17 protein-coding genes and 1 pseudogene are annotated in these 19173 nt (G+C 68.1%); 7 read left to right on the plus strand and 11 right to left on the minus strand.

Annotated features, from left to right (window positions below; translation table 11 throughout):
• Positions 1 to 6 precede the first annotated feature (6 nt).
• Positions 7 to 1443, minus strand: a pseudogene (locus CFB89_RS08825) (aldehyde dehydrogenase family protein).
• A gap of 268 nt (positions 1444 to 1711) precedes the next feature.
• Between CFB89_RS08825 and CFB89_RS08830 the strand changes: the two are divergent.
• Both CFB89_RS08830 and CFB89_RS08835 read left to right on the plus strand, forming a co-directional pair.
• Positions 1712 to 2077 (plus strand): hypothetical protein, encoded by a 366-nt coding sequence (locus CFB89_RS08830; RefSeq protein WP_006488152.1) that lies wholly within the window; start codon positions 1712 to 1714, stop codon positions 2075 to 2077.
• A 115-nt stretch (positions 2078 to 2192) separates the two neighbouring features.
• A complete protein-coding gene (locus tag CFB89_RS08835; RefSeq protein WP_089467537.1) occupies positions 2193 to 2771 on the plus strand; it encodes a polysaccharide deacetylase family protein in 579 nt (192 codons plus the stop codon).
• 12 nt (positions 2772 to 2783) lie between these two features.
• Here the strand turns inward: CFB89_RS08835 and CFB89_RS08840 are convergent, their stop codons facing one another.
• Entirely contained in the window at positions 2784 to 3749 is a 966-nt protein-coding gene (locus CFB89_RS08840; protein WP_089467538.1) for a phosphotransferase, read from the minus strand.
• Between the two features lie 25 nt (positions 3750 to 3774).
• Between CFB89_RS08840 and CFB89_RS08845 the strand changes: the two genes are divergently transcribed.
• Positions 3775 to 4464, plus strand: coding sequence for a cephalosporin hydroxylase family protein (locus CFB89_RS08845; RefSeq protein ID WP_089467539.1), 690 nt, complete (start codon positions 3775 to 3777; stop codon positions 4462 to 4464).
• Here CFB89_RS08845 and CFB89_RS08850 read toward each other — a convergent pair.
• The 6 genes from CFB89_RS08850 to CFB89_RS08875 form a co-directional block, all read right to left on the minus strand.
• On the minus strand, positions 4421 to 5629 hold the full coding sequence (locus CFB89_RS08850) for a glycosyltransferase (RefSeq protein WP_089467966.1): 1209 nt from the start codon (positions 5627 to 5629) through the stop codon (positions 4421 to 4423). The genes CFB89_RS08845 and CFB89_RS08850 overlap by 44 nt on opposite strands.
• 7 nt (positions 5630 to 5636) lie before the next feature.
• Positions 5637 to 6704, minus strand: coding sequence for an asparagine synthase-related protein (locus tag CFB89_RS08855; RefSeq protein WP_089467540.1), 1068 nt, complete (start codon positions 6702 to 6704; stop codon positions 5637 to 5639).
• Complete coding sequence (locus tag CFB89_RS08860) at positions 6701 to 7579, minus strand: 4Fe-4S cluster-binding domain-containing protein (RefSeq protein WP_089467541.1); 879 nt, start codon at positions 7577 to 7579, stop codon at positions 6701 to 6703. Before CFB89_RS08860 ends, CFB89_RS08855 begins: the two co-directional genes overlap by 4 nt.
• A 1-nt stretch (position 7580) precedes the next feature.
• Positions 7581 to 8579, minus strand: a complete 999-nt coding sequence (locus CFB89_RS08865; RefSeq protein WP_089467542.1) for a phosphotransferase enzyme family protein — start codon at positions 8577 to 8579, stop codon at positions 7581 to 7583.
• Positions 8580 to 9329, minus strand: coding sequence for an FkbM family methyltransferase (locus CFB89_RS08870; protein ID WP_089467543.1), 750 nt, complete (start codon positions 9327 to 9329; stop codon positions 8580 to 8582).
• Between the two features lie 232 nt (positions 9330 to 9561).
• Positions 9562 to 11154 carry an ABC-F family ATPase gene (locus tag CFB89_RS08875; RefSeq protein WP_006485248.1) on the minus strand — a complete coding sequence of 531 codons (1593 nt, stop codon included), beginning with the start codon at positions 11152 to 11154 and terminating at the stop codon, positions 9562 to 9564.
• 170 nt (positions 11155 to 11324) lie between these two features.
• Here CFB89_RS08875 and CFB89_RS08880 point away from each other — a divergent pair, with 170 nt between their 5' ends.
• The gene (locus CFB89_RS08880) at positions 11325 to 11777 is read left to right on the plus strand and encodes a lipocalin-like domain-containing protein (RefSeq protein WP_089467544.1); all 453 of its coding nucleotides are present in this window, start codon (positions 11325 to 11327) and stop codon (positions 11775 to 11777) included.
• 82 nt (positions 11778 to 11859) lie between these two features.
• On the opposite strand, the gene CFB89_RS08885 is transcribed toward CFB89_RS08880, so the two are convergent.
• A complete protein-coding gene (locus tag CFB89_RS08885; protein ID WP_089467545.1) occupies positions 11860 to 14148 on the minus strand; it encodes an AsmA family protein in 2289 nt (762 codons plus the stop codon).
• A gap of 152 nt (positions 14149 to 14300) precedes the next feature.
• Between CFB89_RS08885 and CFB89_RS08890 the strand changes: the two genes are divergently transcribed.
• The gene (locus tag CFB89_RS08890; RefSeq protein WP_089467546.1) at positions 14301 to 14999 is read left to right on the plus strand and encodes an ATP-binding cassette domain-containing protein; all 699 of its coding nucleotides are present in this window, start codon (positions 14301 to 14303) and stop codon (positions 14997 to 14999) included.
• On the plus strand, positions 14996 to 15799 hold the full coding sequence (gene fetB, locus CFB89_RS08895; RefSeq protein ID WP_089467547.1) for an iron export ABC transporter permease subunit FetB: 804 nt from the start codon (positions 14996 to 14998) through the stop codon (positions 15797 to 15799). Before CFB89_RS08890 ends, fetB begins: the two co-directional genes overlap by 4 nt.
• 411 nt (positions 15800 to 16210) lie before the next feature.
• Here fetB and CFB89_RS08900 read toward each other — a convergent pair whose 3' ends face one another.
• Both CFB89_RS08900 and CFB89_RS08905 read right to left on the minus strand, forming a co-directional pair.
• Positions 16211 to 16762 (minus strand): DUF6013 family protein, encoded by a 552-nt coding sequence (locus CFB89_RS08900; protein ID WP_089467967.1) that lies wholly within the window; start codon positions 16760 to 16762, stop codon positions 16211 to 16213.
• A gap of 163 nt (positions 16763 to 16925) precedes the next feature.
• On the minus strand, positions 16926 to 17942 hold the full coding sequence (locus CFB89_RS08905; RefSeq protein ID WP_089467548.1) for a zinc-binding alcohol dehydrogenase family protein: 1017 nt from the start codon (positions 17940 to 17942) through the stop codon (positions 16926 to 16928).
• Positions 17943 to 18067: 125 nt separating this feature from the next.
• Here CFB89_RS08905 and CFB89_RS08910 point away from each other — a divergent pair, with 125 nt between their 5' ends.
• Positions 18068 to 19018 (plus strand): LysR family transcriptional regulator, encoded by a 951-nt coding sequence (locus CFB89_RS08910; protein WP_089467549.1) that lies wholly within the window; start codon positions 18068 to 18070, stop codon positions 19016 to 19018.
• Positions 19019 to 19173 lie beyond the last annotated feature (155 nt).

The following is a 19173-nucleotide window of genomic DNA, read 5'->3' on the forward strand; positions in this document are numbered from 1 at the left end:
AAACGCTCAGGCCGGCTTCGCCGGCTTCAGCTGCATCGACTTGTATTCGAGGTATTCCTCGAGCCCGTACACGCCGTTCTCGCGGCCGTGCCCCGACTGCTTGAAGCCGCCGAACGGCGCGGCGCCGTTCCACGCGCCGCCGTTGATGTCGACCTGCCCCGTGCGGATGCGGCGCGCGACGCGCATCGCGCGTGCGTCGCTGCCGGCCCACACCGCGCCCCCGAGCCCGTATGGCGAGTCGTTCGCGATCCGCACGGCCTCGTCTTCGTCGCGATACGTGATGATCGACAGCACCGGCCCGAAGATCTCTTCCTGCGCGATCGTCGCCTTCGGATCGACGCGGCCGAACACGGTCGGCTTCACGAAGAAGCCCTTCGTGAGCCCTGCCGGCAAGCCGGTGCCACCCGTCACGAGTTCCGCGCCTTCGTCGATCCCGCGCTGGATGTAAGCCTGCACGCGCTGCTGCTGCGCGGCCGACGCCAGCGCGCCGAGGCGCGTCGTCTCCTGCCGCGGGTCGCCCGCGACGTACGTCTCGGCCGCGGCCTTCGCGATCTCGCGCGCTTCCTCGTAGCGGGCTTCCGGCACCAGCATCCGCGTATGCGCGGAGCAGGTCTGGCCCGCGTTCAGGTAGCACGCGTTGACCGTGCCCTTCACCGCCGTCGCGAAATCGGCATCGTCGAGGATCACCGACGCCGACTTGCCGCCCAGCTCCAGCGCGACGCGCTTGACGCCCGCGGCCGCCAGCTCGGCCACGCGCTTGCCCGCGCGCGTCGAGCCGGTGAACGACACCATGTCGACGTCCGGATCGGTGGCCAGCACCTCGCCGACGACCGGGCCATACCCGCACACGAGGTTGAACACGCCGGCCGGCAGCCCAGCCTCGTGGATCGCTTCGGCCAGCATGAACGCGTTGAGCGGCGCGACTTCCGACGGCTTGAGCACCACCGTGCAGCCGGCCGCGAGCGCCGGCGCGACCTTCAGCGTGATCTGGTTGAGCGGGTAGTTCCACGGCGTGATCGCCGCGACGACGCCGACCGGCTCGCGCACCACCAGCGAATTGCCGACCCGCGCCTCGAATTCGAACGATTCGGCGAGCTTCGCGTACGCCTTCCAGTTCTAGACCGGGCCGCCGACCTGGATCGCGCGCGACAGCTTGATCGGCATGCCGACTTCCCCGGTGATCGACTGCGCGAGTTCCTCGCTGCGCGCCTGCAGATGCTCGACGATCTTGCGCAGGTAGCCCGCGCGCGTCGCGGCCGGCGTGGCCGCCCACGCGTCGAAGGCCGCGCGCGCCGCGCGGATCGCGTCCTGTGCGTCGGACGCGACGCCCTCGGGAATCCGGCCGATCACGGCTTCGGTGCCCGAATCGATCACGTCGATCGTGCCGGTGCCGGCCGGTTTGCGCCATGCGCCGTCGATGTAGAACTGGTCGTAGATTTTCATCGCTTTCCGCCTCCAGGGAAGCCGACATTCTAGCGAGCGTTTCGGCGGCTGGTGTGACGAATGACAGCCATCCGAAAGGGCGGCGCACCCTCGCGCCGAATGCTCCGCCGGGTGACGCGCATGGCCGGCGCGGCGTTCGTCGGGCCGCCGCCGCGTCAGCATCCGCCCGGGTGCGCGGCCGGGCCCGCATCGTGCTATGTTTTTACTATCGGCATCGGCCCGTCGCGGCCGGCGCCGCCCGGAATCGACGCACTTCGTGAGCGCTGCCATGTCCGACGCATCCCATACCCTCGGCTCGCAAGACCGCCTGGAGCTGCTTTGCTGGCTCACCTGCGGCAACCTCGGCGCGTTTTACCTGAACGAATCCTGGCCGGACGCCGCGTTCCAGGTCCAGGCCGCGCACCGCTGGCTCGACCGCCATCACCGCCAGGCCGACTGGCTCTCGGTCGCCCGGCTCGCGGCGCTCGCGCAGGACATCGCGAAACGGCATGCGGGGTTCGTGGACGCGTCGTGGGCACGCGACGCGGTCGAGGAAATCGTCGATACCGACGATCTCGACTATCGGGCCAAACTCGTGCAGTGGGTGTACGAAGACTGCTGCAAGGCGCTCGCCGACAAGCGGCTGGCCGATTGAGCCGTGCCGGCGAAAACGGCCCGGTTCTTCTACGAATGGACCGGCACCCGGCTGCGTCCGGTCGGCACGTGTCCGCTGGCCATCGAGCCGGTTCGGTAACCGACCCGGGCGACCCATGACATCCATTCACCTCAGTTTCGACGACGGCCCCGGCCCGTCGACGCCCGCGCTGCTCGACGTGCTGCGCGATGCGTCGTGCTCGGCGACCTTCTTCGTGCTCGGCAAGCACCTGGCCTTCGCGCACGACGTCGCGACGCGAATCGCGCGCGAAGGCCACCGGCTCGGCAATCACACCTATTCGCATGCGAAGCCGGGCGCGCTCGCGGACGCCGCCTTGATCGACGAAATCGACACGACCGATGCGCTGATTCGCGACGTCTATCGCGGCGCCGGCCTTGCCGCACCGGATGCGATCCCGCTGCGGCTGCCGTACGGGTTGATGCCGCACGACGATCGCGCCGACGTGCTCGCACGCCTGCGACGCGAACACACGGGCTGGACCGCGATACTGAACGACTGGCAACGGCCGGCGCCATCGCCGCAGGCGCTGCTCGACGCGATGTGCGCGCATGTCGACGCGTGCATGGCGCAGCATCGCGACGTGCTGTTCTGTCTGCACGACGGATCGCGGCACGGCGACGCGCGCCCCAACACGGTCGAAGCCGTGCGGCTGTTCCTGAACCGGCAGCGCTGACGCGACGATCGGCTAGCCCGCGGGCGCCGCCCCGTCCAGCAACCGGCGCCAGCCACCGAGGAATCCGATGCCGGGCCCCGGCATCCACAGGCCGCGCTGCGCGGCTTCGAGATGGATCAGCGTCTGGTCCGCGCAGAACAGCGCCGTCAGCGTGTCGCGGTTGTCGCGCAGCCAATCGGGCGCCGCATCCGGCCGCGTCGCGGCATAAACGTGCAGGCAGGCCGTCCATCGCCCGCGGTCGAACACGAAGCTGTCGTCCCGGCCCGCATCGCGCGACAGCGCGAACGACGCAAAGGCCGCCTCGAGCCATTGCGCGCCCTGCCCCACATCGTCGAAATCGAGCACGCCGTTCACCGCGTTGCCGACATACAGCAGGTTGCCCGCGTGATAGTCGCCGTGCAGCCAATGCACCGGCCCCGCGAGCCACGACGCCGCCGCGTCGAGATGCGCGCCGATCCGCCGGATCACCGTGTCGTAGTCGTCGTGCAAGTCGGCCGGCAGCGACGGCATCGCGCGCGCCGCCACCCGTGCATGACGTGCGGACAGCCATGCGAGCGGCGCCGCTTCGCTGGCGGGTATCGCGGCCAGCGCCATATGCAGATGCGCGAGCGTGCGCATTGCGTCGGTCGCCCCTGCGTGCGCGTCGTCCGGCAAGCCGGGGCGGCCGTCGATATGCTCGAACAGATGCAGCCAGCGTCCGTCCGGCATCCGCACGCCGGTTCCTGCATCGGCGGTCGGCCGTAGCCGCGGCAGCGCGGGCAGCCGCGACGCGGCGCGCGCCTCGCCAAGCTGACCGAGTATCGACGCCTCGCGCCGCATCTGTCCGACCGGCTTGCCGGACCACGACACGCGCAGCACCGTGCGCGCCGCATCGCACTCGATGAGATAGGTTTTGTTAGTATGGCCCGACGCCAGCGCGTGCAGGCGCGCCGGCCCGATGTTCCAGTACTGGTGTAGCCACGGCTCCAGCGTTTTCACGTCACTCCTACTCGTTGCATCGACCATGTCAGAGCGTCCTTCGGCCCGCATGCGGGACATCAACATCGAATGGCTGACCCGCGCCGCCGAATTCGGCCATCTGTTCCAGACCCGCTGGCTCGGCGAGCGCTTCTTCCATCTGCCCGGCGACATGCTCGCGCTGCAGGAACTGATCTGGCGCGAGCGCCCCGACTGCATCGTCCAGACCGGCATCGCGGCGGGCGGCGGCGTGGTGTTCACCGCGTCGATGCTGGAACTGGCCGGCAACCCCGGCCGCGTCATCGCGATCGAGCCGCGCCTGCGCGACGAAGTCCGCCAGCGCCTGCAATCGCACCAGCTCGCCCATCGCATGGTGCTGATCGAAGGCGAATCGTGCGCGGCCGACACGCTCGCCTCGGTGCGGGCGCAGATTCACGACGGCGCGCGCGTGATGGCGATCCTCGATCTCGCGCATACGCACGCGCACGTGCTGCGCGAACTCGAATGCTATGCGCCGTTCGTAACGCCCGGCAGCTACGCGATCGTGATGGACACCATCATGGAGTACCTGCCGGAGTCGATGTTCGACGGCAAGCCGTACGGCCGCGGCAACAACCCGGCCACGGCCGCACGCGAATTTCTCGCCCGCGACGACCGGTTCGACATCGATCACGACATCGAGGACCGCGTCCTCATGACGCTGTCGCCAGGCGGCTTCCTGAAGCGAGTGCGCTGATCAGGCGGGCGGCTTGCGCGGAGCCGTCGTGCGCGGCATAGCTGTCGCGGATTCGCGCCGCCTGCTCACGCAACGATCCGGCACGCAACAGACGTTCGAGCGCATCGGTAACGGCCGCGACGCCGGCCTGCTGCAGATCGAGCACGCAGCCCGCGCCGGCCCGCTCGACGAAGTGCGCCGAATGGAACTGGTCGTTGCAGAACGGCGACAGCAGCATCGGCACGCCGCACGCGAGCGACTCCATCACCGAATTCGCGCCGCCGTGGCTGACGAACGCGTGCGTGCGCCGCAGCAGCGCCAGTTGCGGCGCGTAACGCACCGCGATCACGCGTTCGTCGCCGGCCGGCAGCCGATCCGAATCGACCAGTTCGCCGACCGACAGCACCAGTTGCGCCGACGTCGCGCGCGTCGCGTCGATCACCTTCGCGAACACCTCCGGGTGGTAGTAAAGCTGGCTGCCGAGCGACATGTAGACGAGCGGACGATCCGTGTCGACGCGTTCCCACGGAAATGCCGTCTCGTCGCCGCGCGGGCCCGACGGCATGGCAGGGCCGACCAGTTCGACACCGGGCGGCGGCGTGCCGACCAGCGCGTCGGTCGTGAATGCGAGCGTCAGGTGAGGCGACAGCACGTCGCAACCGCGAAAGCGTGCGTCGAGGCCGTAGCGCGCGAACAGGCGCGTGCGTTCCGGTTCGAGCCAGCGCACCGTGCGCAGCAACTCCGAATCGAGATCGTCCGGCAGCACCGGATTCAGCGAATTCGACATCGACACCCACGGCAGCCCTTCCAGCTCGGCCGCAATCGCCGCCGCATACAGCAGCGGGTCGATCACGACCACGTCGGGCCGCCATTCGCGCAGCACCGCGCGGATACCGTCCACCTGCGCGGGCGCGAGGTCGATCAGCAGCGTCCGGATCCAGTGCCGCAGCCAATCGGCGTCGCGAATGTTCGCGGCGAAGCTCGCGCCGCGCGACAGGTCGTGGCGCTCGGGCGTCTCGCGCGGCCCGACGAACGCGAAGTCGCCGGCGCCGTCGAGCTGTGCGCTGATGTCGGCCGGCGCATAGAACGCGACGTCGCAGCCGGCGGCGCGCAACTGCTGGGCCGGGCCGATGCACGGATTGACGTGGCCCTTCTCGGGCACCACGCAGAACAGGATGCGTTTCATGAGCGGCTCAGGCTGGGCGATGCGCGACATCGGGGTGAAGACGATCGAGATGATCGAGGAACAGTGTCAGCGTCGTCCACAGCACGCGTTCGGTATCCGTCTGCAAAGCGGGGGCGCCAACGCCGAACGTATCGGCCAGCGCATGCGTGCGGTCGCGATCGAGCAGCGTCGCGAGATCCATCGCCGGCGCGAGGCGCCCGCGCTTCGGGCCGCGCACGAGACGCTCCGGCAGGTTCAGGCGCGCACCGAGCTCGCGCAGGCACCGCTTGTCCGGGTCGGGCGCGAGGCTCGTCAGATGCGCGACGACGGCGGCGTCGACGAACGGCGGATGCAGGTCGACCGACGCCTCGTCGAACAACGCGTGGCACAGCGGCAGATAGTTGGCCGACCGGTCGCGGCGCAACACCTGATCCGCGCCGTCACCGGTAATCGCCACCTCGACGCCGTCCGCCGCCATCGCGTCGGCCAGCAGCAGTTTCGCGACCGGATGCAGGTTGAACATCGGCTCCTCGACCGCATACGTCGTTCTCGGCAGCGCCGCGATGAAATCGGCCTCGTTCGCGCGCACGATCTTCACGCTCGCCTGCATCTGCGCGGCGAGTTCGAGCGCCGCGTCGCGTTCGCAGTAATCGGGCATGTCGGTCGCGAGGATGTAGGCCGTCACGTGCCGCAGCGCGCCCAGTTCGCGCAGCAACGCGAGCAGCAGCGCCGAATCGAGCCCGCCGCTCAGCGCCAGCGCAACCCGCTTGCCGCTGTCGAGCACACGTTGCAGCGACGCGCGCAGCACGGTGTCGAGATCGGCAGGCTGCGGCCGCTCGGGCGCCGGCTGCGCCGTCAGCCCTTGCGGCGACCGGATCAGGGCGTGGCCGGGCGGCACCGCGCGCACGTCGCGCAGCACGGTGCGGCCGACGAGGCGCTCGCCGCTCAGGTAGCCCGCGATGGCAGCCGTATCCGGCGCGCCGGCCGGTTGCCCCGCCGCCCGCAATACGGCGCGGATGCCGGACGCCGACACGCCACTGCGCGGATGGTAGTGCAGACGATCGAAACCGAACGGGTCGCGCGTGCCGACGATCATGGATAACGAGCCTTCAAGGTGTCCACTTCAATGCGTTTGAGGACGCGATGCGGCGCCACCGGTGCGCTGCCGCCCTGGCAATGCAGGCACGCTTCGAGCGGCGTCTCGCGTTGCAGATAGGCAAGCATCGCGTCGAGCATGCCCGCGTCGTCGCGCAGCGCCAGGCCGTCGGCCTGGAAATCCTTCTCGCCCTTGTACAGCGTATGGAAATGCGCGGGCCGCGTGCACGTGTAGAACATGCCGTCGCGAATCATATGGCAGCGCTCGCGAATCCAGCAATCGTGATACAGGCGCCGGGCTTCGTCGCGATCCGTGCCGGGCTGCGCGCGGTTCATCGTCGTGAACACGTCCTGCACCTTCCAGTTCAGCCGCACGTCGAAGCGCGCGGCCTGACGCTCGACATGCGCGATCAGGTCGGCGGAAAGCGCGGGTTTCGGATAGCGCGAGATCGTCAGCGCATCCACTGCCTGCCAGAACGCGTCGGGCATCTCGCCGAGCTTCAGGCCGTTCGTCGTGACCGAGATCACGGGCGCGATGCCGGTGCCGCGCACGCGTTCGACGAGCTCGACGAGCGCCGGATGCAGCAACGGTTCGCCGCCGACCAGCTTGAACATGCGCGGGCGGAGCACCTTCGCGGCCTTGCGCAAATCGGCTTCGATCGATTCGGGGCTCGCGTACCACTCCGGCAACAGCGGTGACAGCGAGCAGCATTCCGCGCAGGTCAGATTGCAGTGATCGACGATATGCGCTTCCAGCGAGCGCGTCTGGACGCGCCCGTCCTCGACGCGGTAATCGCGATCCAGCGGCGGCGGAAACACGTGCTGCCGCTCGCCGGCTTGCGGCGGATTCGGAATCTTGTTCGGGTTCGCACTCACATCAGCTTCCTGTTTCCACGCAACGGGAAAAGAAATCTATCAGAAGGCCACGCGCGTCCGCCATCGCGGACGCCATCGTCACCGCGCCGTTCAGGTGCGACGCGAAGCGCGACGGATCGTCGAGCCAGCCCTGCACGATCCACAGCTTGAGCGCGTGCTGCACGCATGCGGCATCGACCGCCCATGCGATGTGCGCCGGGTTCACCGGCCGCACGCGTCGGTACGCGCGTACGAATGCTTGCGCGAGGTGCGGCGCTTCCAGCGGCAAATGATTCAGGCAGCGCACCAGTTCGTATTCGCGCGGCGCGCCGATCGACGCTTCCCAGTCGACGATCAACGGCGGCAGCGTGCCCGTGAACAGATAGTTGAACTGGTTGTAGTCGTTGTGGATCGGATGCTGCGGATCGTCGGCCGGAAACGCATCGACGCTGCCGGGATAGTAGCGGTCGAGCAGGCGCAGCGCGAGATCGACGTAGCGGCGCAGGTTCGCGGAGGCAGCGGCGTTCGCATCGGCTCGATCGAGTGCGTCCAGCAAATTGCGGCGTACCGCATCCGCATCGATCGAGGTCAGCCGCGCGCCGATCGTATCGAGCGACGGCAGATGCAGTCGTTCGAGGCTCACGTGCAACGCGGCCAGGCTCGCACCGAGCGCATCCCATTCGGCTGGCGAGAACGTATCGTAGGTCTTGAATTGCCCGGCTTCCCAGCGCGTCAGCATCGCATGGGAATTTTGTCCCGACCAAAGCGATTCGCCGGACGTCGTGCGCTTCAGCGTCTGCACATGGAAACGGGTATCGCCGTGCGTTTCGAGATGCGTGAGGACGGCGGTTTCCTTGAGCGCGCGCGCATGGTGTTCAAGCGCATAGAGCTTGACCGCCACGCCCGCGCCGCTGTTGGTCGGCAAATGCCATACCCGTTCGCTGACCTGCGTCGGCGGCCCGCCGCGACCGAACCCGTAGGCGTCGCGAATCTCGTCGAAGGTGACGGCGAGCGCATCCATTCAGATGTGCTCGGCCGGCCCGTGCCGATACGGGTGACCGGTCAGGAACGTGTTGTGTCCGACGTATCGCAGCTTGTACATCGCCGGCCGGAACAACACCGACGGAGCGTTGTTCGCGATGCCGAGCAGCGGGTACAGGTCATGTCGCACGAAGAACGCGTTGTTGCCCATGTCGTCGCAGCAGACGAGCTCATAGCCTTTCCGGCGGCCGAGGTGCACGAGCGATTCGAGGCTCGCGCCGTAATAGGTCGAACCGTCCCATTCGTGGTCCGGATTGAAGCACATGACCCAGCGCTCGGGCGGCGTGTAGTACGGGTTGTATTCGATCACGACGATGCGCGGCTGGAACGCCTGCAGGCCGCGCCACACCCAGTAGTCGTTGCCGTCGATGTCGATCGACAGCAGGTCGAAGTCGGTCGGTACGTTCGCATCGGCGAGCAATTGATCGACCGTATCGGGTTGGACGCGATCGTGATGCAGGCGCACGCGCTCCACACCCGCGTAGTGGGCGGCGAGCTTGCCGAACCGGTATGCGCTGCCTTCCACCAGTACGCCGGCCCAATCCTGTTCGCGCAGCAATCGCGCGGTATTGCTGTTGCGCAGGCCGTCGCTCGCGCCGATGTCGACGCAGAAACGGTTGGTCGGCACGATCCGCTCCATCAGGCGGGACAGGATGCCCTCCTCGGTGCCCTGCGCGTACAGGCTGGGCGCAAGGCCGGACAGGTCGAGCGGGCGAGGATGGTCCTGCATCGAAGGCGGCTCCGGGGCGAAATGGGGAATGATGGGGGTATTGGGTGGGTAATTTACCTGAAGTCGATTCAGCAGAGGAAACTGGAATGCGCGGCGCGGACGGTTTTGCCGCGGCGACATGAAAAAGCCCGCAGCGACATGGCTGTCGATGCGGGCCTGTAGCGCTTCCGGCGGTTCGCTCCGTGCGGCGATGCCTAAGCTCGACTCACGGCCGGAGGAAACCTGAGGACACTTACTCCTGCCCCTGACTCGTCAGGAACTCCTCGTAATTCCCGCCGAAGTCGAACAGCGTGCCGTCCGTCTTCACTTCGATGATCCGGTTCGCCAGCCCGCTCACGAACTCGCGGTCGTGCGACACGAAGATCAGCGTGCCTTCGAACTGCTCGAGCGCGATCTGCAGCGACTCGATCGATTCCATGTCCATGTGGTTGGTCGGCTCGTCCATCAGCAGCACGTTGTGGCGGCCCAGCATCAGCTTGCCCCAGATCATGCGGCCCTTCTCGCCGCCCGACAGCACCTTCACCGACTTCTTGATGTCGTCCGACGAGAACAGCAGGCGGCCCAGCGTGCCGCGCACCATCGTTTCGTCGTCGCCGTCCTTGCGGTACTGGTCGATCCAGTCCATCAGCGTGATGTCGTTCGGGAATTCCTCGTACGTGTCCTGCGGCATGTAGCCGACATTCGCGTTCTCGGACCACTTCACCGTGCCGTGATCGAGCGGCAGCGCGCCGAGCAGCGAACGCAGCAGCGTCGTCTTGCCCGCGCCGTTCTCGCCGATGATCGCGATGCGCTCGCCCGGCTGCACCGACAGGTTGAAGTTCTGGAAGATCGTGCGCTCGTACTTCTTCGTGATCTCTTCGGCGACCACCGCGACGTTGTGCAGCTTCTTCTCGAACTCGAAGCGGATGAACGGGTTCTGGCGCGACGACGGCTTGAATTCCTCGATCTTGATCTTGTCGATCTGCTTCGCGCGGCTGGTGGCCTGACGCGCCTTCGACTTGTTCGCCGAGAAGCGGCGCACGAAGTCCTGCAGTTCGGCCACGCGCTCCTTCGCCCGTGCGTTCGCCGCGGCCTGGCGCTCGCGCGCCTGTGCCGATGCGAGCATGTAGTCGTCGTAGTTGCCCGGCCAGACCTTCAGCGTGCCGAAGTCCATGTCGGCCATGTGCGTGCACACCGAGTTCAGGAAGTGACGATCGTGCGAGATGATGATCATCGTCGAGTTGTACTCGTTGAGCGTGTGCTCGAGCCAACGGATCGAGTTGATGTCGAGGTTGTTGGTCGGTTCGTCGAGCAGCAGCACGTCCGGCTTCGAGAACAGCGCTTGGGCGAGCAGCACGCGCAGCTTCCAGCCCGGCGCGACGTCGGCCATCGTGCCGTTGTGGAACTTCTCCTCGATGCCGATGCCGAGCAGCAGCGCACCCGCGCGCGCTTCGGCGTCGTAGCCGCCGTATTCGGCGAACTTGCCTTCGAGTTCGGCCGCGTGCATGTAGTCGTCGTCGGTCGCTTCCGGGTTCGCGTAGATCGCGTCACGCTCGGTCATCGCGGCCCACATCTCGGTGTGGCCCATCATCACGACGTCGAGCACGCGCACGTCTTCGTACGCGAACTGGTCCTGGCGCAGCTTGCCCAGGCGGACGTTCGGCTCCAGCGCGACGTTGCCGGCGCTCGGCTCGAGGTCGCCGCCGAGGATCTTCATGAAGGTCGACTTGCCACAGCCGTTCGCGCCGATCAGACCGTAGCGGTTGCCCTCGCCGAATTTGACCGAGATATTCTCGAACAAGGGCTTCGGCCCGAATTGCATCGTGATGTTGGCAGTAGAAAGCACGGCAGGTCCCGTTAAGAGAGAAATCGACGGAAAACCGTGTATTTTAGCAGGTGTCGGAGAAACTGCCGACCGCCCCGGCCCGGCGGCCCATTCGCGGCTCTCGCACCCGCCGCCGGGCGGCCCGTCAACATGACGGCACGCGTCTCACCGCCGTCTCACCGGAACGCCGCATGCTCGCCAGCCAGCTTCGCGAACAACTCGTCGGCGCATGGCGCCTCGTGTCGTACGAAATCCGCCCGCGCGACGGGAGTACCGTCACCTATCCGCTCGGCCGCGACGCGCGCGGCTGGATTCTCTACACGCCCGACGGCTACATGTCCGCGCAGCTGATGGCGGCCGGCCGCCCGCCCTACGCGGACGGCGACCTGCAGGGCGGCAGCATCGAGGAGCGCGCGGCCGCGGCGCACGGCTACATCGCGTATTCAGGCCCCTTCAACGTCGACGACGACGGCACGTTGACCCATGAAATGGACGTCAGCCTGTATCCGAACTGGATCGGCAACGTCCAGCAGCGTGTCGTCAGCCTGGACGGCGACCGGCTGCAGCTCGGCACCGCCGGACCGGTGCGGATCGCCGGCCGGGAGGTCGAACCGGTGATCGTCTGGGCGCGCGCCCGCCGCTGAGCACAGCGCGGCCGACGCCCGGCCAGGCGCGGCAACGACGCCAAGCCCGCCCGGCAGCGCATGCCGCTCTCGCGGCTGCGCGTCACTTGCCGGCTTTCTTGGCCGCCTTCTGCGCCGCCGGCGCCTTCATCTGCCCGAACAGTTCCGAGCACGGCACGTCGCGGTTGTTGCTCGGCGCGATCAGCGGGATCAGCGCCGCGAACGGGTTGACCAGCCCGAGCCCGACCATCGCGCCGGCGCGCAGCGCGAGCGCGCCCGCATCGACGCCGACCTTCGGGTTCTTGAACGTGCCCTTCGCATACAACGGCGAGCGCAGCGAGAAGATCCGGAAGCCCTTCGTGTGCGGATGGATCTTCAGGTCCAGCGATTCGTCGCGCAGGTTGATCGGGCCGTCGACGTTGATCAGCGCATCGTCGGTATCGAGCGCGAACACCTTCGGGTCGAGCATGCCGTCGTTCGCCACAAAGTCGATCGCCGCGCAGTTGATGTTGACGTCGCGGTTGCCGAACAGCTTCTCGTAGACGACGTTCGCGACGTTCAACCCCGCCGCCTCCATCAGCAAGCGGCTGATGCGGCCGTTGGTGATCAGCGCCTTCACCTCGCCGGTCGACGTCCCGGCGAGCGCGGCCGGCGAATTGCCGGTCGCCGACAGCGACGCGTCGCCGTTGATCTCGCCGAGCGCCGTTTGCATCACCTTTTGCGTCGGGAACAGTTGCTTGAGCTTCAGGTGGCGTGCGCTCAACGTGAAGCGCCCCTTGAGCGGCGTGCGGCTGCCGTCGAGACGCGCGTTCGTCGCGAGCGTGCCGCCCGCCACGCCGAACTGCAGCGGCTCGAGCGTCAGCACGCCGTCCTGCAGCAGGATATGCGTGTACAGGTCGGTGATCGGCAACTGCGGGCTCTTGATCAGCTTGCGGCCGGTGAACTTCACGTCCGCATCGATCGCGCTCCACCGTTCGGTGCGGAACGCCGCGACCGGCAGCACGCGGTCGGGCGGCTGGCGCGTCGTGTCGCCACGCTTCTTCTTGCTCGCGGCCGAATCGGCGCCGATCACCGGCGCGAGGTCGGAGAACTGCAGCAGGTTCGACACGAGTTCGCCCGACAGCTTCGGACGCGGCTCGCGCTGCGCCCACGTGAGCGTGCCGCCGAGATCGCTGCCGCCCACCCGGCCGTTGAAGTTCTCGTAGCGGAACGTGCTCGCGTTCGGCTTGAGGTTGCCGATCAAGCGCCCTTCGGTCGCGTAAGGCGGCGTATCGGGCAGCGTGATGCCGGTGAGCTGGTAAAGGTGCGACATCGACGTGCCCTGCAGCCACAGCCGCAGGTCGAGCGCCGCGAGATGCGTCGGGTCGGTCAGCGTGCCGACGATCGCGAGCCGCGTATCGCTGGCCTTCACGTCGGCCTGCAGCGGGAACGGCCGCGTCGTGTCCTGGATCGCGAGCACGCCGCCGACCTTGCCGGTGCCGCTGATCGGCACGTTCTTGTAGCGACCGTCGAACTTGAGTCCGAATGCATAGGTCGGCCCGGACGGCTTCGCGGGCGCCGCGGCTCCGCTCGCGCCGGACGCGGTGGAGGCCGCCGACGCGGAAGACGCGGACGAAGCGGATGCACCCGACGAACCGGAAGCCGCCGAAGCAACGACGCTCGCAGCCGCCCCCCCCGAGGCCGCAGCCGCACTCGCCCCCGACGCGGCTTGCGCATCGGCCTTCGCGCCCAGTTGCGCGGCGCCGTGCTTGCCCACGCGCTGCGCCGACGCCGCACGCGACGTCTGCTCCTGTTCCTTCAGCACGTCGCCGAGCGGAATCGGCTGGCCAAGCGTATCGATCGCGACGGTCAGGTCGGCCTTCGTGATTGCGTCGCGATACGTGACGGTGCCTTTCGCGAACCCGAAGCTGTCGAGCCGCACCTTCCACCGCGAAGGCTGCGACGATTGCTTGAACTGGAAGGTCCACGTATTGCTGCCGTCCGCGCGCCGTTCGAGATCCACGGCGGGATTGACGACGTCGATCGACGGGATGACGATCTCATGCGCAAACAGCGGCAGGATTGCGAGATCGAAGTGCGCGGCATCGAGCGTGACGAACTTGGGCGCCTGTGCCCAGTCGGGATTGCCGATCTCGAGTTGCGTGGCCGAGAAGCTCGGCCAGGGCACCCATGCACGCCAGCCGGTCTCGCCATCGGGGCGACGCCAGCCGACCTTGAGATCGCCGTTGATCGCAAACGGGCGACCGAGCGCGGTACTCACCTGTTCGTTGACCCACGGTTTCGCGCGGTTCCAGTCGAACGTGACAATAAAGATGCCGGCCGCCGCGATGAGCACCGCGACGATACCGACGATCCATGCAGCCGATTTGCCGATGGCTCGGGTTAGCGTCATGGCGGTTCCGTTGTTGTTCTGAAGCGTTGCCGCACCATGCCGGGCCGCTAGCGTGGACGAACGGCGCACGACAACTGCGGCTTTTCACTCGGTATTATGGCGCACGACATGGCGGCCTTTCGGCGCCATTAACGCTTTTTTTCACTTTTGCCATGACCTCTCCCACCGGCCTCATCGACGCACAGCACATCACGCGGCGCGACGCCAGCAGCGGCAAGACGCTGCTCGCCCCGACCGATTTCAGCCTCGCCGCGGGATCGCGAATTGCTATCACCGGACCATCCGGATCGGGCAAGAGCGTGCTGCTGCGCGCGCTCGCGCTGCTCGATCCGCTCGACGGCGGTCACGTCCTGTGGCGCGGCCGCCGGATCCGGCGCAGCGCGATTCCGCGCTATCGGCGCAGCATCGCCTATGTCCGCCAGCGCCCCGCGCAGATGGACGGCACCGTCGAATCGCAGTTGCGCTACCCGTACTCGCTCGCGATCTATCGCGACGTCGCGTTCGATCGCGCCCGCGCCGAAGCGCTCGCCGCGCAGGCCGGCCGCGGCGCCGATTTTCTCGACAAGCGCGCGAGCGACCTGTCCGGCGGCGAAGCGCAGATCACCGCGCTGCTACGCGTGCTGCAGCTCGATCCCGACGTGCTGCTGCTCGACGAGCCGACCTCCGCGCTCGATCCCGAATCGGCGCGCGCGATCGAAGCGCTCGTCGAGGCATGGTTCGACGCGGCGCCCGATGCCCGCGCCTACATGTGGATCTCGCACGATCCGGCCCAGGCCGCGCGAATCGGCACGATGCGGCTCGTGATGCAGGCCGGCGTCCTGCATGCGGCCAACCCGACGGAGGCGCAATGAGCCCGGCCCTGCAGGATCTGAGCCTCGTCGACGTCGGCATCGCCGCCGCGCTCGTCGCCGTCAACGGCGCGATCTCGGCGGCGCTGTCGCTCGGCCTCGGCCGCAAGCTCGCGCTCGCGGCGGTGCGCACCGTCGTGCAGTTGCTCGCGATCGGCTACGTGCTCGGCTGGGTGTTCGGCCATCCGCACTGGTACGTCGTGCTGCCGCTCACCGCGCTGATGACGCTGATCGCCGGTTTCGCCGGCGCGGGGCGCGGCAAGCGCACGTACCGCGGCCAGCGCATCGACAGCATCGCGTCGATCTGGTTCAGCAGCTGGTTCGTCGCGGCGGTCGGGCTGTTCGTCGTGATCCGCATCCATCCGTGGTTCGCGCCGCAATACGCGATCCCGATTCTCGGGATGATTCTCGGCAATACGCTGACGGGCGTGTCGCTCGGCGTCGAGCGGATGATGGAAGAACTCACGGCGCGCCGCGATCGCGTCGAGACCGCGCTCGCACTGGGCGCGACGCGCTGGGAAGCCGCGCAGGACGCCGCGCGCCAGGCCGTGCGGGCGGGCATGCTGCCGACGCTGAACCAGATGGCGGTGGTCGGCGTCGTGAGCCTGCCGGGGATGATGACGGGCCAGGTGCTGGCCGGCCAGTCGCCGCTGCAGGCCGTGCGCTACCAGATCGTGATCATGTTCCTGATCGCGGCGGCCTCGGCGCTGGGCACCGTCGGCGCGGTGCTGATGACCTATCGCCGGCTGTTCTCCGCCGATCACCGCTTTCTCGCGTCGCGGCTCGAAGAGCGCGCGCACTGACGCGCGGCGGCGGCACATCGGGCAACCGGCGCGATCAATGCGCGCGGCGTCGCTTGCCGATTGCCTGTCGAAGGGCGGCCGCGATATCCGCGTCGGGCGCGAGCCGTCGACCGATGCGACGAGCCGCACCGCGCGCGGCGTCGTCACATAGGCCTGCGCGCCGACGTAGCCGCCGCTGCGGGCCAAGCGCGGAATGTCGTGACGGAAAGGAAAGGATGCGGGCGAGCATAACGTGACATCCGCAGACGTCACGCATCGCCTCTGCACGGTCGGCGCACCATGCCGCGAAACGGGTGGCGCAAGCGCATTGCAACGGCGGCGCCGCACGACGCGCTCGCGTGCGGCCCTGCCCGGCCGCCCACCGAACCGGTTGCGCGCGCACCGGACGAAACGCCGGCCCGCGCGCGCCGCTCAATGCTTGATCGACACCGTCACCTTGGTGCCTTCGCTCATCGTCACGGCCTTCGACCCGCCGTTGGTCGGAATCGACACCCACTTCACCTGGCTCACCGACACGACGTCCGGACACTGCAGCGACTTGCCGCCGGCCGTCACGCTGCGCGTGCCCTTCGGCGCGGCCGCCTGGAAGCTCAACTGCACGTTCGCGATACCCTTCGCGTCGACCGACGGCGCGAGCCGCACCTGGGTCTGCCGCACCATCGCGCCGTTCGCGTCGCGCGGCAGGTTGTCGGCGTTCGGGCAACCGTCCGGCATCGCGACCGCACCGCTCGGCGGTACCGACTTCCAGTTGAAATCGTCCGTCTCGCCCGAGCGGATCTTGCGGGTCTCCTGCGTATTGCCGAAGGTCTTCGAGTCGACCTTGACGGTGTATTCGAGCTGTCCCGTCCCGCCGCCCTTCAGGCTGCCCTTGACCGGCGGCGCCGCGAATACGCTCGCGCTGACGCACGCCGCCGCGAACACGACCGACCACGATGCGGCGACCGACAAGCTGCGTTGGCTCATGCTGACCTCCTTGTCAAGCGACGGCACGCGCGTGCCGCGCGGTTTTAGATGCATGATGCGTTGCCAGTCTACCGCCAAGCAGGATGCAATGCGCCGCAAACGCATCGGGTGTTACCCCGCTTGCGTTCGCGGCGCCGTCACCTTATCGACGCGCGTTGCCGGCTCAGAAGCCGCTCAGCACGAGCTTGCCGATCGCACGGCCGCCCTCGAGCATTCGATGCGCGCGCCGCAGGTTCTCGGCATTGATCGTGCCGAGCTGTTCGCCGAGCGTCGTGCGCAGCGTGCCGGCGTCGATCAGCCGCGCGACTTCGCCGAGGATCTTGTGCTGCTCGATCATGTCCGGCGTCTCGAACATCGCGCGCGTGAACATGAATTCCCAGTGAAACGCGGCGCTCTTCGCCTTCAGCAATTCGACCGGCACCGGCTTCGCGTTCTCGACGATCGTGCAGATACCGCCCTGCGGCCGGATGACTTCCGCGGCGGCCGGGAAATGATGGTCGGTATCGTTGAAGATCAGCACGTAGTCGACGCTCGGATGGCCGGCCTCGCGCAACTGCGCCGGCAGGTCGCCGAAATGGTCGACCACCGCATCCGCGCCCAGCGTGCGCACCCATTCGGCCGATGCCGGCCGCGACGCGGTCGCGATCACGTGCAGCTTGCCGAGCGTCTTCGCGAGCTGGATCGCGATCGAGCCCACGCCGCCCGCGCCGCCGATGATCAGCACCGACTTGCCGGCGTCCGCGCCCTGCGGCGACACGCGCAACCGATCGAACAGCGCTTCCCACGCGGTCAACGCGGTGAGCGGCAGCGCGGCCGCCGCCGCGAAGTCGAGCGTGCGCGGCTTCAGCGCGGCGATTCGCTCGTCGACCGCGTGGAATTCGCTGTTCGCGCCGGGCCGCGTGATGCTGCCCGCGTAGAACACTTCGTCGCCGGGCCGGAACAGCGTGACGTCGGCGCCGACCGCGACGACCGTGCCGGCCGCATCCCAGCCGAGCACGCGCGACGTCTCCTCGACCTGTGGCTTCGGCGCACGCACCTTGGTGTCGACCGGGTTCACGGAAATCGCCTCGACTTTCACGAGCAGGTCGCGCGGGCCCGGCACCGGCTGCGGCAGTTCCACGTCGAGCAACGCTTGCGGGTCGTCGATCGGCAAATAACGGGTCAATCCAACGGCTTTCATCTCGATACTCCTTTCAGGGGGATCCGGCAGGCTGCGGCGCAACCTCCATGCGTGCCATCGTAGGCAACCCGATCATTCGAGAAAACCGCTATATTTCCTGAAACATTTTCAGGAATTTCAGAATAATGACGTCCGATCCCGAGGCTGGTCCGATTCCCGCGCCCGACAAGCCGCTCGACCTGCTCGACGTCGCGCTGTTCGTGCGCGCGGCGCTGCTCGCGAACGTCAGCGCGGCCGCGCGCGAATTCGGCGTGTCGGCCGCGGTCGCGAGCGCGCGCATCGCCCAGCTCGAACGCCAGCTCGGCGCGCGGTTGCTGCACCGCACCACGCGCCGCATCAGCCTTACGCAGGACGGCGAAATCTTCATGGCACGCGCGGACGCGCTGCTCGCGGCCGCCGACGCGGCGCGTGCGTCAGTCGGTCGCGGTCGCAACGAGCCGTACGGGCGGCTGAAGGTGTCGATGTCGTCGTCGTTCGGACGCCAGCACGTCGCGCCGGTGATTCCGGCGTTCCTGCGCCGCTACCCGTCCGTGTCGCTCGATCTGCGGCTGTCCGACGAGATCGTCGATCTGGTCGACGACGGCTACGACGTCGCGGTCCGTCTCGGCGCGCTGAAGGATTCGACGCTCGTCGCCCGCAAGCTCGCCACCAACCGGCGCGTGCTGTGCTGCTCGCCCGCCTATCTCGCCGAACACGGCACGCCGCGCCATCCGGCCGACCTGACGCAGCACGAATGCGTGATCCTCGGCGACCAGCGCGACTGGTCGTTCGCGACGCCGCAAGGCGCGCTCACGGTGCGGGTCGGCGGCCGGCTCGTCGCGAGCAACGGCGAGGCGATCCGCGAAGCGCTCGTCGACGGCTTCGGGATCGCGATCAAGTCGACCTGGGACGTCGGCCCGCTGCTCGCGAGCGGCGCGCTCGTCACCGTGCTCGACGACTACCCGTTCGCGGACGACGTCGCGATCTGGGCCGTCTATCCGAGCCGCGCGCACGTGCCGCTGAAAACGCTCGCGTTCATCGCGTTCCTGGCCGAGCATTTCGGCGATCCGCCGTACTGGGATCGCGCAAACGGGTGACCACCGCCATCCCGCGCACGGTTTCGCGCCCGCGCCGGCCGCCACGCGCGGCCAACCGGCTACAATGGCGCGTTCGCGACGCACTGGCCCGCCGCCGCACGGGGCCCGCGCGCGCAGGCGGCCGCCCGTGGGCCGCGCACGTCATTCATTCGCTT

Origin of the sequence: Burkholderia sp. AU16741 (assembly GCF_002223345.1) — a bacterium.
Classification (GTDB): Bacteria; Pseudomonadota; Gammaproteobacteria; order Burkholderiales; family Burkholderiaceae; genus Burkholderia; species Burkholderia sola.

What these genes read in the sequence shown, in the direction of transcription:
- CFB89_RS08865 (WP_089467542.1), bottom strand. Translation starts at nt 8,579, where the DNA reads ATGGATGCGCTCGCCGTCACCTTCGACGAGATTCGCGACGCCTACGGG.
- CFB89_RS08855 (WP_089467540.1), bottom strand. Translation starts at nt 6,704, where the DNA reads ATGATCGTCGGCACGCGCGACCCGTTCGGTTTCGATCGTCTGCACTAC.
- CFB89_RS08880 (WP_089467544.1), top strand. Translation starts at nt 11,325, where the DNA reads ATGCTCGCCAGCCAGCTTCGCGAACAACTCGTCGGCGCATGGCGCCTC.
- CFB89_RS08830 (WP_006488152.1), top strand. Translation starts at nt 1,712, where the DNA reads ATGTCCGACGCATCCCATACCCTCGGCTCGCAAGACCGCCTGGAGCTG.
- CFB89_RS08885 (WP_089467545.1), bottom strand. Translation starts at nt 14,148, where the DNA reads ATGACGCTAACCCGAGCCATCGGCAAATCGGCTGCATGGATCGTCGGT.
- CFB89_RS08870 (WP_089467543.1), bottom strand. Translation starts at nt 9,329, where the DNA reads ATGCAGGACCATCCTCGCCCGCTCGACCTGTCCGGCCTTGCGCCCAGC.
- CFB89_RS08890 (WP_089467546.1), top strand. Translation starts at nt 14,301, where the DNA reads ATGACCTCTCCCACCGGCCTCATCGACGCACAGCACATCACGCGGCGC.
- CFB89_RS08905 (WP_089467548.1), bottom strand. Translation starts at nt 17,942, where the DNA reads ATGAAAGCCGTTGGATTGACCCGTTATTTGCCGATCGACGACCCGCAA.
- CFB89_RS08845 (WP_089467539.1), top strand. Translation starts at nt 3,775, where the DNA reads ATGTCAGAGCGTCCTTCGGCCCGCATGCGGGACATCAACATCGAATGG.
- CFB89_RS08900 (WP_089467967.1), bottom strand. Translation starts at nt 16,762, where the DNA reads ATGAGCCAACGCAGCTTGTCGGTCGCCGCATCGTGGTCGGTCGTGTTC.
- CFB89_RS08910 (WP_089467549.1), top strand. Translation starts at nt 18,068, where the DNA reads ATGACGTCCGATCCCGAGGCTGGTCCGATTCCCGCGCCCGACAAGCCG.
- CFB89_RS08850 (WP_089467966.1), bottom strand. Translation starts at nt 5,629, where the DNA reads ATGAAACGCATCCTGTTCTGCGTGGTGCCCGAGAAGGGCCACGTCAAT.
- fetB (WP_089467547.1), top strand. Translation starts at nt 14,996, where the DNA reads ATGAGCCCGGCCCTGCAGGATCTGAGCCTCGTCGACGTCGGCATCGCC.
- CFB89_RS08835 (WP_089467537.1), top strand. Translation starts at nt 2,193, where the DNA reads ATGACATCCATTCACCTCAGTTTCGACGACGGCCCCGGCCCGTCGACG.